Consider the following 11,612-nt stretch of genomic DNA (forward strand, 5'->3'; position numbering starts at 1 on the left):
GTGTTGTTTTCAACCGTCCAAGAAGGCAAGATCGGCAAGTTCACTTACACGGACGACCAAGGCTTATCGGAACGCTTGAAACAATAACGATCGAGTGGGAGGGATGACGATGTTCAATGAACCACCGAAATGCCAAGTGTGCGGCAGGGAAATTGAGGGCGGTGAATTAGTGGAGCTCCAGATGCGCTATCCGAAGCGCAAAGGGTTCGCGGAAGTCAAAGCGTACTTAAAACTGGAGGCCCAGTTTACGTGCGATGTGTGCTCGAAAAGCAAAAAATAACGAAAGCCCCCGTCCGAACGGCTTCCGGGGGGTGTGGAAGGCCGTTCGGACGGGGGCTTTCAAATGACCTAATTCTCGGCAAGGAATCCTTCTTCAAAGATGCCAAGCAGATGGTCCAGGGTGATCGGGTCGCTGTACGTCGAAGCTTTCGTATTGATTTCAATGACGCGCTCTTCGCTTACAGCAGGGATGTTGTTCCAGACATCGGTTTCCATGAATGAGTTGTCGACATCCGGGTTTTTGCTGAGGACGACGTAATCTCCTGCGAAATCAGGCAATACTTCGAGCGAGAAGGTATGTACGCCCGCTTCAAGTGCCAGTTCCCCGACTTTTTCAGGCATGTTCAAGCCCATTTCCTGATAGAGGATTTCAGTGCCGCGTGCGTAATTATCACCGAATACATAGAATTCCTTATTGCCGCTTTCGATGACCGAAACAGTGGCGTCTTCCCCGATTTTAGTGCGGATTTCTTCACCGGCAGCTTGTGCGCGGCTTTGGAAATCAGCGACCCAATCTTTCGCTTCCTGTTCTTTATTGAGCAATTTACCGATTTCCACTTGCTGATCCAAATAATCGAGTTTGCCCCATGTGAAGGCAACGGTCGGTGCAATTTCGCTCATCTTGTCGAGATTTTTCATATGTGTGCCTGCGATGATAAGGTCCGGATCCAATTCGATGATTTTTTCCAGATTGTCTTCCGTGACGATTTCCACATCGGACAGCCTGTCTTCAAAAAGCGGGTTGGCATTGGTCCATTCGTCGATGCCGACGATATTGCCTTCAAGCGCCAAGACATTCGGCCCATTCGTCAAGGCGATGATGCGCTGTGGGTCTGTCGGCACTTCAACGGGACCTGTTTCCGATTCGTATGTAAATGTTTCCGCTGCTGCATCCTGTTCCGGTTCTGTAGCGCCCGTCTCTTCTGACGATTCGGCAGAGCCGCAAGCTGCAAGTACAGCCAATAGCAGTAAAATCACGAACAATAATCCTGATTTTTTCAAGTTCTTCTTCTCCTTTGGTCGAGAATGATCAATCAATAATGATAATCATTTTCAATTAGATTCTGGTTTAATCCTACTTCTCTGCTCGTGTATTGTCAATAAACTTACGGAAGAGAATTTCGCCAAGCTTGTTGTTTTCTGCCAGATTGTGAAATGTTGAAAATTTTTAAAGGAAGTGATTCGAATGGATGTTGAGTTGACACGGTTTCGCGTGAAAAAAGGAAAGTCAGAAGTGGTGGACGAATGGCTGAAGTTCTTGAACAATCACATGGAAGAAGTTCTCGTTACCTTAGAAGGAGAGAAGATGTACGTCGAGACGATTTTCCGGGAAACACTGTACGGGGCTGAGTATTTGTATTGGTATTCGGTGCAGGGGGAAGGCGGGCAGGCGGTGGAAACCTCAACGCATTGGATCGACGAAAAACACATGGCATACTGGCAAGAATGCATCGATCCTGATTTTGAAGCCGTCGATTTATCGGTCGAAGCGGTCATGATTCCCCGCCATATCCGGAGCCAGATGAAGTAATAAAGACAAGAGCGGGCTGAAATAGAAGCCAGGCTCTTTTTTTATGAAAAATAATATCCAGTCCAAATTGTGCTTGCGCAATGAAAAACTAAGGTATATGATTTAAATCGTAATGTTTACTCTTTGTGTTCGATTCGTATTGCCAAAAGCCTTTATCAGGAACTTTTCATTACATAGAACATCTTTAGCCATCTGGACAAGGGGCTAAATTTTTTTCGGTTTTATAAATCGTAATAATTACTTTTTAAGAATTGGCTATGCTCGACTTGCGTGAGAAAAGTTTGCTGGTTTTACCGACATCATTCAAAAAGGAGAAGATTTTATGAAGAAACTATTGATTCTGCTCGCAGCATTGGCTGCTTTGGCGCTAGTATTGTCCGCCTGTTCGGATTCATCAGCGGAGGGCGGGGAAGATGCAGCCAAAGAAGTGAATTTATTATTTAATTTCGCGACCAATTCACTCGATCCCCATGTCGACACGAGCTATGTGCCATTACGTGCTGGGATTGCCGAGACTTTGGTTTATTTGAACGACGAAACTTTGGAGATCGAACCGTGGCTGGCAGAGAGTTGGTCGAGTGAGGATGGCCAGAATTGGACATTCAAGCTGCGCGAAGACGTGAAGTTTCAAAACGGCAAGCCGATGGACGGCGAAGCGGTGAAAGCTTCCTTGGAACGCGCCATGTCCGATAATATCGCCATTAAGAATGCGTTGCGCATCGAGTCGATTGCTGTCGAGGGGCCGAAATTGACCATCAAAACGACGATGCCGTTTCCGGAATTCCCTTCTGAACTGGTGCATCCGAATACCTCGATCATCGATATCAGCGAAACCGATTTTATCAATAAACCAATTGGGACCGGGCCGTTCGCGGTCGCTTCGTTCACACCGGGTACTGCAGTAGACTTGGTGCGCTTCGAAGATTACTGGGACGGCGCTGCCAAACTGGAAAAAGCGAGATTTTCATTTAACGAAGATGCCAATGCCCGTTCGCTTGCACTTGAATCAAAAGGCGCGGACATCGTGTTCCGTCCTGAAGTGGAAACGGTCGAACAATTGGAGGCAATCGACGGGGTAACGGTCGAGTCGACTTCGACATTCCGCGTCCATCAGATGACCATGAACTTGCAGCGCGAGTCCTTGAAAGATGTTCATGTCCGCCAAGCGATCGATGCATTGATCGACCGGGACATGATTGCTGAGACGATTTTGAGCGGCCATGCGGAAGTGGCAACAGGGCCGTTCCCGTCTTCTTTCTCTTTTGCACCGGATTATCCTGAAAAAAAGCGTGGAATCGATGAAGCACGAAAACTTTTGGAGCAGGCAGGCTATACCGAACAGGAAGGTGTGATGCAAAAAGACGGGGAACCTTTTACCTGGACGCTATTGACGTATAGCGCACGCGCCGATCTGCCCTTGATTGCACAAGTGTTCCAATCAGATGCCGGCCAGCTGGGCATTGAAGTGGTGATTGAACAAATCGAAATCCCTGAAGAGCATATGGCCGCCAACCGAGACTGGGATTTGACGACTTACAGCAACTTAACGGCGCCGCGCGGGGATGCGGGGTATTATTTGAACGCGACTTATCATCCGGATGGTGCACTCAATTTCAGCGGTGCAGACGATGACAAACTGACGGCGATGATCGATGAATTGAACCAGGTCGTCGGACAGGAACAGCGTTCGGACATCGCAGAAGAAATCGCCAGCTACGTCGATGAGCAGATGTACAACTCGTTTGTGCTGCATCCAAATACGCTTGTTGCTTATAATTCCGACAAAGTGAAAAATTGGACGACGACGAGAAGCGAATACTATATGCTGACGAACGAATTGGATGTGGAGTAAGTGATTCGCATCATTACTCGCCGCTTAGCCGAAGTTGCGGTCTTTCTATTATTGATCACGTTCGTTAGTTTCCTATTCGCGCGCATGGCTCCGGGAGACCCGGTGCTGTCGATCCTGCGTGTCGATGATTTATCTGTATCGGCTGAACAAGTGGAGCAATTGCGAGCGGACATGGGGTTTAACGAGCCGTTGCTCGTCCAGTACGGCGAGTGGCTGGTGGATTTTGCCCGCTTGGATTTCGGGAACTCCTATATTTCCAACCAGCCCGTCATGGATATGTTGTGGAGCGGCGTTCCGGCAACTGTGGAATTGACGCTTGGCGGTCTGTTCGTCATGGTGCTGGTCGCTTTGCCGCTCGGGTCACTCGCTGCGCTTTACAGAGGCAGCTGGATCGACCAAGTGAGCCGCGGTTTGTCGTTGCTCGGTGCAGCCGTTCCAAGTTTCTGGCTGGGCCTTATACTGATTGATCTGCTCGGCGTCCGCCTAGGATGGCTGCCGACAATGGGGAGGGACGGCTTGCATTCTGCCGTCCTTCCTTCTATTACGTTGGGTCTCGCGATTTCAAGCGTCTATGTCCGGCTATTGCGCTCGAGCTTGATTGATTCCTTGAACCAGGAAAATATCCGAGCTGCGCGCGCCCGCGGAATTTCAGAGCCGCGGATTTTCTTCAGCCATGTGCTGCGTGCGAGTTTGCCTCCGGTGATCACGGTATTTGGTGTCAGTCTGGGCAGCTTGATCGGTGGAGTCGTTGTCATTGAAGTGATTTTCGCCTATCCCGGAATCGGCAAGATGGTCGTTGATGCCATTCGCGGCAGGGATTATCCGATGATCCAAGGCTATATTTTTGTTATGGCCATCCTGGTATTTGTGATCAATAGCATCGTCGATCTATCGTATCGTTATTTGAATCCGCAACTGCGCTTAAAAGGAAAGGGGAGAGTGTGATGACAAGCCGGCTTACTGTAAATAAAGCGCGTGCCACCAAGGTGTTTTTATCGGCTATTCTGATCCTCATTGCTTCGGTTGCGGTTTACGCGTTTCTGATATTGAAGCATGATCCGTCGTTTGTTGATTTGAATGAGCGCTTGCTCCCGATGAGCTGGCAGCATCCTTTTGGTACCGATCATTTGGGGCGTGATATGCTAACGCGCATCCTGCTCGGGTTCCAATTGACGGTCGGCTATGGCTTTTTGGCGCTGTTGTTGGCGGTCGCTATCGGAGTTCCGATTGGCGTCATTGCTGGATTCAAGGGCGGCCTTGTCGATCGCTTGCTGATGAGGGTGGCGGATGCGTTTTTGGCGTTTCCGGATACAGTCGTCGCCATTGTGTTGAGCGGCTTGTTCGGTGCAGGCATCGAGAACCTGCTGCTTGCGATCATTTTGGTCAAATGGGTGAATTACGCACGCCTTGCCCGCAGCACGGTCGTTGCGGAACGCCAGAAAGATTACATCACCATGGCCAAAATCAACGGCTTGAGCGAATGGCGCATCATGTGGAAGCATTTGTTTCCCCATTTGATTGGCCATATTTTGGTGCTCGCCAGCCTGGATTTGGGGAAAATCATTTTATTGATTTCTTCCTTGTCGTACATCGGGCTCGGCGCACAGCCGCCCGCACCGGAATGGGGCGCGATGCTCAATGAAGCACGACCGTATTTCCAGACGGTTCCGGCCTTGATGATTTATCCCGGACTCGCCATTGTGACGGTCGTCTTGTTCTCTAATTTGCTTGGCGATTATTTACGCGATAAATTTGACGTGAAAAAGGAAGTGGCAGAATGACGTTGCTCTCTGTACAAAATTTAACGGTCCAGGCCGGAGAGGTCCCACTTGTTAAGGGCATTTCCTTTGATATCCAAAAAGGCGAATGGCTCGCCATCATCGGACAAAGCGGCAGTGGCAAAAGCGTCACCGCCTCCGCAATCGGCCGTTTGCTCGCACCGAATTTGAAAGCCCGGGGCAAAGCGCTTTATAACGGAAAAGATATGCTGCGGTTTGGCGCAAAAGAAATGCGCCGCTTGCGCGGTACTTCCATTTCCTATATCTTTCAGGACTATCAAGGTTCTTTTACGCCGTTTCATACAATCGGCCGCCATTTTGATGAATTTTTAAAAGCCCATTTCAAGCTGTCGAAAGCACAGCGCCGGGAAATGGCGGAACAAACGCTCGAGTCGGTCGGCTTGCAGCCCGAGATGTATACGCGCTACCCGTTTCAATTGAGCGGCGGGCAGCTTCAACGCAGTTCGATTGCTTTGGCGCTTTTGACAAAGCCGGACCTGGTCATTGCAGACGAACCGACAGCGGCACTCGACAGCATTTCGGCTTTCAAAGTGCTTCGTTTGCTCGCGGACCTGCAGCAGGAAACCGGCTGTGCGATGCTGTTCATCACCCACGATCTACGGCATGTGCGAAAATACGCCGACCAAATCATTGTGATGAAAGAAGGGGCAGTCGTCGAGAAGGGCGATAAGCAAAGCGTTCTTGACCAGCCGCAGCATGCTTACACCCGTTCGCTGATGACGGCATCACCAAGCTTATCCGCGGCATCCCAGCTGTTGAAGGGGGACGACACATCATGCGTTTACTGCAATTGAACGATGTTCAGAAGTCTTACCAGCCGGGCATTCCGGTACTAAAAGACATCAACTTCTCGCTTGACCGGAAGGAATGTCTCGGGATTGTCGGCGAAAGCGGATGCGGCAAAAGCACCCTCGCCCGCTGTATTTTGCAGTTGGAGGGGCTTGACCAAGGGGAGATTTTGTTTGAAGGCACGCCATTGCATAATAAAACCGAACGGGACATCCGACCGTACCGGCGCCAGCTGCAAACCGTCATGCAAAATCCGGCTTCTTCGCTGAACCCGAAGTTGAAGATCCGCCATTCATTGATGGAGCCGTTTCGCCAGTACGGGGCGCAGGTGTCTTTGACCCACTTTCAGCATGGCAGTGAAGAAGAGATGGCGCGCCAATTGATGGAAGCGGTGGAACTTTCTCCGGACCTGTTATCGCGCTACCCACATGAACTGAGCGGCGGCCAGAAGCAGCGCATCTCGATTGCACGCGCTATCAGCCTGGAGCCGGCGCTTGTGGTGTTGGATGAACCGACTTCGAGCTTGGACGTCCTGACGCAAATGTCGATTTTGAAGTTGCTGGATCATCTCCGCGACGCATTGGACTTATCTTATTTATTCATTTCCCATGATCTGCTGGCCATTCAGGCATTGAGCCAAAAAATACTGGTCATGAAAGAAGGGCAAATCGTCGATCGTTTCGAAAAAGGCGATTTGTTTGCACATGAACGCCATCCTTATACAAAACAATTGGTTTCTTTATTCGACTGAACAGGAGTGCACCATGAATCATAAAAAATATTTGGCGCTTGCATTGCCTTTAACCTTTTCAACCGTGACGACGCCTTTGCTCGGGGCCGTGGATACAGCGGTCGTCGGGCAGTTGCCGGACCCCGCTTATCTCGGGGGCGTCGCGATCGGAACCGTAATTTTCAATACGATGTACTGGCTGTTCGGCTTTTTGCGCGTCAGCACGTCAGGCTTTGCCGCACAAGCACTCGGCGCGCGGGATGAGCTGCAGGAGACGCTGTCGTTTATCCGGCCGTTTTTCATTGCGCTGTTAATCGGGCTCGTTTTCCTGATTCTCCAAAACCCGATTGCGACAGCGGCGATGGCCTTGCTCAATCCGGCTCAGGACGTAGAAGCCTTGGCGCTGGATTATTTCCATATCCGCGTGTGGGGCGTGCCGGTGACGTTCATCAATTACGTCATTCTCGGCTGGCTGATGGGCATGTCGCGCATCCGGCTTGCGGTAACGATCCAAATCGCCATGAACTTATTGAATATCGCGCTCGATTTGCTGTTCGTGACAGGGTTCGCTTGGGGCGTCACTGGGGTCGCATCGGCCACTTTGATCGCCGAAGTGAGCGCCATGGTTTTGGGCATTTATTTCCTCATGAAAAGGACGCAATTCACGCTGAAGCTATTGCCGCTCCAGCAGATTTTCGAAGGCGCGGCTTTGAAAAAGATGATCGCCGTCAATCAGGATCTGTTTATCCGGACCGTCTGCTTGCTCGCTGTGTTCAATATCTTTACATACAAAAGTGCGTCGTTTGGCACCGAGACATTGGCTGCCAATGCCGTGCTGATCCAAATCCATTATTTGATGGCGTATTTTTTCGACGGCTTCTCGAACGCTTCGAGCATTTTATCCGGCAAAGCGGTCGGGTCGAAGGACGAGGGCTTGTATAAACGCACGCTCGCTTTGGCCAGCCAATGGGCGCTGATCACTGCGCTGTTTTTGACGGCTGTGTATTGGCTGTTCAGCGGCCCGGTCATCCGTCTGTTTACCGGAATCCCGGAAGTCATCACCATTGCGTCTGATTACAGCATGTGGCTATTGCTGTTTCCGATTTCCACAAGCATCGGCATCATTTTTTACGGCATTTTCACGGGAGCCACCGAAACAGCGCCTGTCCGGAAGTCGATGATGATGGCGTTGCTGCTGTTTTTGGCCGTCTATTTTCTCGCCGTCCCCCTGTTCGGCAACCACGGCTTATGGCTAGCGTTCATTGCGTTTAGTGCGGGCCGTTCGATTTTCCTCTCCATGTATATTCCGAAGTTGAATCGGCATTTTTCGGCTTGAGCTGTTTTTCATTTCAATAAATTTCCATCTTCATATTCCTTTGATTCCTTAAAAATGATAGGATGAAAAAAATGGGAATTTATAGACTGCCTGGATGCGCCAATACGCATTGGAGCAGTTCCGTAAAAATGGGGAATAGCGATGCTGAAAATAATTCGAATTATCCTTCAATTAAGTGTTATCGGAATAGGAAGCTATACATTATTTACCGAAAAATTGGTTTTGACGCCGCTCGTCATGCTGCTCGCGGGATTGTTCATGCTCGTTGCAGGATTCGAACGGATCGAGAAAAATCAAAAAGAATTCTGGGGTTATGCTTTTGTGGTCATTTCGCTGCTTTTATTGACTGTCTCCTGGCAAAACTTGTTCTTGGCGGCATAATGAAGGCCTAATCAGATATGAAATGGGGGAGCGGGATGTCGAATATGGGGATGTTCGGAATGGGCAGTTGGGTGGGCATCGTTTCAGCCCTTTTATTTGTAGCCAGCTTTTACTTTACGTTAACGTTTTTCGAGCAATTGAAATTGGAAGATGGGCGCGTGAGCAAACAAGCGAAAATCGCAGCCGTGATTTGTTTAGCCGTCGCGTTATTGCTGCCGGTTGTTTATCAGCTGTATTTTGTGAATGAAATGATGCGATAGACGTATCGCTTGAAAACCCAAAAGCCGAAGCCCTTCGTCGTGAGGGTTTCGGCTTTTTGTTGAGTTGAATGAGTATTAATTTCAAGCGGATTTATGAAAGAAACCCTCAATATTGACTGTATGCGGCGATAAAGGGTTTTCCATGAGGTTTGTAGAAGTTTACACCAAGATTGGAAGGGGATATGAATTGTGGATAATATGATGATGTTCAATATAGGCGATATCATTGCAACGTTCTTCCTCCTGGGCTTTTTCATTTTGGCGATCGTGCTGGTAGTAGCTGCCGTAAAGTCATCGGCCAACAAGAACAAAAAGCTGCAGGCGGATGAAACGGATTTGCAAAAGCGCATCAAGGCACTGGAATTGCGCGTTAAAAAGCTGGAGAATGAACAATGAAAAGAACCTAAGGAACAATAGCGAAAGGGGGAAACAGAAATGGAAATGCCTGGTGGAATAACAGTGGCACTCATCATCTTTGGCCTTTTTTTGCTCATTACCGGGCTTTTGGTCGGCAGTATCCTCGTGATGCTGAAAAAGAGCAAGTCCAATAAAGTGGACGATGTGCCGAATCAACAAACACCTGTAAAAAGTGTCAAAGTAGAGGAACGGGAAACGCCGGAAGACGATAATCGGTAAAGAAGCGGGAAGGATTGCCGCTTCTTTTTTCATCATAAAAAACAGGAAGAGGTGCTCCAATGGCGCAATGCGAATGGCCGAAAGGTGACGAACGGATGCAGGCCTATCACGACGAGGAATGGTGCCGGCCAAGCCGCGATGAACGTTATTTATTTGAAATGCTGAGCTTGGAAGGCGCCCAAGCAGGCTTGTCCTGGCAGATTGTGCTGTCAAAACGCGATAGCTACAAAGAGGCTTTTCACAACTTCGATATAGACTATTGCGCCGCATTGACGGATGAAGCACTTGCTGAGATCAAGGAGCAATACGGCGTGATCAAACACGGTGCCAAACTCCAATCCGTCCGCACAAATGCACGGGCGGTGAAGGAGATTCAATCCGAATTCACCAGTTTCGCCGAATATCTATGGAGTTTCACGGGCGGCAAAGCGGTGATCAACGAATGGCAATCAGACGGGCAGATTCCCGCCCAATCGGAATTATCGGTAAAGCTCAGCAAAGATTTGAAAAAACGCGGCTTTAAATTCGTCGGCCCCGTCACGAGCTATTCGTTTCTTCAGGCAGTAGGAATGGTCGACGATCATATAATCAGCTGCCCATTCCACAGCGCGAACCGAACATAAATTAAAAAATTGGGAACAGTTGGAATTCTATATAGGCGCACTTCCATTTATATGCTAAAATATGGAAAAGGGGTGAGCGGGATGAAGCTGATATGCCAGGCAGCAGCGGGAGCGATGATGGTCCACTTTTGTATTGGGTTATTACATTTACGGTCGGATATGCGAAAACGATGCTGTACCAACCGAACATTGAAGCATTATGGACGAATGAGCATGTGCTGCAATCGGAAGTGTCATTCGGCTATGCCGTTCCCTCGTCCCCGATCGAATACGTGGCCAGTTTTCTCGCCACGGCTTTGCTGTTCTGGTGCCTTCTTACCCTATATAAGAAATTTGCTTCCAAGCCAAGTTGGTGAAACTCAATTGTCCGGAAAACTTTGCAGAGACTGTCAAAATGACGGTCTCTTTTTGTATGGGCGTACATTGTGAAATAAAATAAACTGCTCGTTCAGAGCCCGATTCCACGCTTTCGAGGCAGTATTCCGCTTTTTCATCTTCAGGCTTTGCACAAAAGGCGTATTTTCTTTAATCCTTACGCAAAATGGTTTATAATTATCTGCTAGTAGTAGAAATTTTGTGTCACACAGGCATACAATAGATGGTGAATTTAACACGGAAGCGGCGGACTCGAAAAGCCGCTAATACTCGCGTAGAAAAGGAAGGTATACATGAGCAATAGAGAAACTGATACAGATGTAATCTTAATCGGTGCCGGTATTATGAGTGCGACTTTGGGGATTCTTTTGAAAGAACTGTCTCCAGATATGAAAATCAACGTGTTCGAGAAATTGTCGAGCCCTGGTGAAGAAAGTTCGAACGAATGGAATAACGCCGGTACTGGCCACGCAGCCCTTTGTGAATTGAATTACACAAAAGAAAAACCTGACGGCACAATGGATATCAGCAAAGCCATCGACGTCAACGAACAATTCCAGGTATCTGCCCAGTTCTGGTCCCATCTCGTGAAAACGGGATTGTTGAAAAACCCGGAAGAATTCATTCGCCCGCTTCCACATATCAGCATGGTGCAAGGCGAAGACAATATCCGTTTCCTGAAAAAACGTTTTGACGCAATGGCTAAAAACCCCCTCTTTACAGGCATGGAATTTTCCGATGACCCGGAAGTGCTGAAAGAATGGATGCCGTTGATCATGGCAAACCGCCAAGACAACGAGCCAATTGCGGCGACAAAAATCGATACAGGCACGGACGTTAACTTCGGTGCTTTGACGCGCATGCTGTTTGACCGTCTCGTAAAAGAAGACGTAAACGTTCATTATCGCCACATGGTGCAGGATCTGAAACAAATGAAAGATGGCCGCTGGTTGTTGAAAGTTAAAAACCTTGAGACAGGCAAACTCGATGTACACACAGCGAAGTTCGTCTTTATCGGCGG

At 48.8% G+C, this 11,612-nt stretch carries 16 protein-coding genes; 15 read left to right on the top strand and 1 reads right to left on the bottom strand.

Annotation, left to right across the window (positions count from 1 at the left end; translation table 11 throughout):
• The first annotated feature begins 109 nt into the window (after positions 1-109).
• Positions 110-280, top strand: a complete 171-nt coding sequence (locus ON064_RS14135; protein WP_274625263.1) for a Fe3+ hydroxamate ABC transporter substrate-binding protein — start codon at positions 110-112, stop codon at positions 278-280.
• A gap of 68 nt (positions 281-348) precedes the next feature.
• Here ON064_RS14135 and ON064_RS14140 read toward each other — a convergent pair whose 3' ends face one another.
• Positions 349-1,281: an iron-hydroxamate ABC transporter substrate-binding protein gene (locus tag ON064_RS14140; protein WP_274625264.1), complete on the bottom strand. Its 933-nt coding sequence runs from the start codon at positions 1,279-1,281 to the stop codon at positions 349-351.
• A 184-nt stretch (positions 1,282-1,465) separates the two neighbouring features.
• Between ON064_RS14140 and ON064_RS14145 the strand changes: the two genes are divergently transcribed.
• From ON064_RS14145 to ON064_RS14210, 14 genes are all read left to right on the top strand, one after another.
• Positions 1,466-1,810 (top strand): DUF6176 family protein, encoded by a 345-nt coding sequence (locus ON064_RS14145; RefSeq protein ID WP_274625265.1) that lies wholly within the window; start codon positions 1,466-1,468, stop codon positions 1,808-1,810.
• 322 nt (positions 1,811-2,132) lie between these two features.
• Complete coding sequence (nikA, locus tag ON064_RS14150) at positions 2,133-3,662, top strand: nickel ABC transporter substrate-binding protein (RefSeq protein WP_274625266.1); 1,530 nt, start codon at positions 2,133-2,135, stop codon at positions 3,660-3,662.
• Positions 3,663-4,607: a nickel ABC transporter permease gene (gene nikB, locus ON064_RS14155; RefSeq protein WP_274625267.1), complete on the top strand. Its 945-nt coding sequence runs from the start codon at positions 3,663-3,665 to the stop codon at positions 4,605-4,607.
• Complete coding sequence (gene nikC, locus ON064_RS14160; RefSeq protein ID WP_274625268.1) at positions 4,607-5,443, top strand: nickel transporter permease; 837 nt, start codon at positions 4,607-4,609, stop codon at positions 5,441-5,443. Before nikB ends, nikC begins: the two co-directional genes overlap by 1 nt.
• Entirely contained in the window at positions 5,440-6,255 is an 816-nt protein-coding gene (locus ON064_RS14165) for an ABC transporter ATP-binding protein (RefSeq protein ID WP_274625269.1), read from the top strand. Before nikC ends, ON064_RS14165 begins: the two co-directional genes overlap by 4 nt.
• Complete coding sequence (locus ON064_RS14170) at positions 6,237-7,001, top strand: ABC transporter ATP-binding protein (RefSeq protein WP_274625270.1); 765 nt, start codon at positions 6,237-6,239, stop codon at positions 6,999-7,001. The genes ON064_RS14165 and ON064_RS14170 overlap by 19 nt, the downstream gene beginning before the upstream one ends.
• Before the next feature lie 13 nt (positions 7,002-7,014).
• Entirely contained in the window at positions 7,015-8,316 is a 1,302-nt protein-coding gene (locus ON064_RS14175; protein ID WP_274625271.1) for an MATE family efflux transporter, read from the top strand.
• Between the two features lie 141 nt (positions 8,317-8,457).
• A complete protein-coding gene (locus ON064_RS14180; RefSeq protein ID WP_274625272.1) occupies positions 8,458-8,697 on the top strand; it encodes a hypothetical protein in 240 nt (79 codons plus the stop codon).
• Between the two features lie 35 nt (positions 8,698-8,732).
• Positions 8,733-8,957, top strand: coding sequence for a hypothetical protein (locus ON064_RS14185; RefSeq protein ID WP_274625273.1), 225 nt, complete (start codon positions 8,733-8,735; stop codon positions 8,955-8,957).
• A 189-nt stretch (positions 8,958-9,146) separates the two neighbouring features.
• A complete protein-coding gene (locus ON064_RS14190) occupies positions 9,147-9,353 on the top strand; it encodes a hypothetical protein (RefSeq protein ID WP_274625274.1) in 207 nt (68 codons plus the stop codon).
• A 39-nt stretch (positions 9,354-9,392) separates the two neighbouring features.
• A complete protein-coding gene (locus ON064_RS14195) occupies positions 9,393-9,593 on the top strand; it encodes a hypothetical protein (protein ID WP_121299280.1) in 201 nt (66 codons plus the stop codon).
• Positions 9,594-9,652: 59 nt separating this feature from the next.
• On the top strand, positions 9,653-10,216 hold the full coding sequence (locus ON064_RS14200; RefSeq protein WP_274625275.1) for a DNA-3-methyladenine glycosylase I: 564 nt from the start codon (positions 9,653-9,655) through the stop codon (positions 10,214-10,216).
• A gap of 92 nt (positions 10,217-10,308) precedes the next feature.
• Complete coding sequence (locus tag ON064_RS14205) at positions 10,309-10,572, top strand: hypothetical protein (RefSeq protein WP_274625276.1); 264 nt, start codon at positions 10,309-10,311, stop codon at positions 10,570-10,572.
• Between the two features lie 312 nt (positions 10,573-10,884).
• On the top strand, positions 10,885-11,612 hold a 728-nt coding region (locus tag ON064_RS14210; protein ID WP_274625277.1), incomplete at its 3' end, for a malate:quinone oxidoreductase.

Origin of the sequence: Planococcus sp. A6 (assembly GCF_028823615.1) — a bacterium.
Taxonomy (GTDB): Bacteria; Bacillota; Bacilli; order Bacillales_A; family Planococcaceae; genus Planococcus.

Bases quoted from the DNA above. Each gene is read 5' to 3' on its own strand.
- ON064_RS14135 (WP_274625263.1), top strand. From the start codon at position 110: ATGTTCAATGAACCACCGAAATGCCAAGTGTGCGGCAGGGAAATTGAG.
- ON064_RS14145 (WP_274625265.1), top strand. From the start codon at position 1,466: ATGGATGTTGAGTTGACACGGTTTCGCGTGAAAAAAGGAAAGTCAGAA.
- nikA (WP_274625266.1), top strand. From the start codon at position 2,133: ATGAAGAAACTATTGATTCTGCTCGCAGCATTGGCTGCTTTGGCGCTA.
- nikC (WP_274625268.1), top strand. From the start codon at position 4,607: ATGACAAGCCGGCTTACTGTAAATAAAGCGCGTGCCACCAAGGTGTTT.
- ON064_RS14165 (WP_274625269.1), top strand. From the start codon at position 5,440: ATGACGTTGCTCTCTGTACAAAATTTAACGGTCCAGGCCGGAGAGGTC.
- ON064_RS14170 (WP_274625270.1), top strand. From the start codon at position 6,237: ATGCGTTTACTGCAATTGAACGATGTTCAGAAGTCTTACCAGCCGGGC.
- ON064_RS14175 (WP_274625271.1), top strand. From the start codon at position 7,015: ATGAATCATAAAAAATATTTGGCGCTTGCATTGCCTTTAACCTTTTCA.
- ON064_RS14180 (WP_274625272.1), top strand. From the start codon at position 8,458: ATGCTGAAAATAATTCGAATTATCCTTCAATTAAGTGTTATCGGAATA.
- ON064_RS14185 (WP_274625273.1), top strand. From the start codon at position 8,733: ATGTCGAATATGGGGATGTTCGGAATGGGCAGTTGGGTGGGCATCGTT.
- ON064_RS14195 (WP_121299280.1), top strand. From the start codon at position 9,393: ATGGAAATGCCTGGTGGAATAACAGTGGCACTCATCATCTTTGGCCTT.
- ON064_RS14200 (WP_274625275.1), top strand. From the start codon at position 9,653: ATGGCGCAATGCGAATGGCCGAAAGGTGACGAACGGATGCAGGCCTAT.
- ON064_RS14205 (WP_274625276.1), top strand. From the start codon at position 10,309: ATGCCAGGCAGCAGCGGGAGCGATGATGGTCCACTTTTGTATTGGGTT.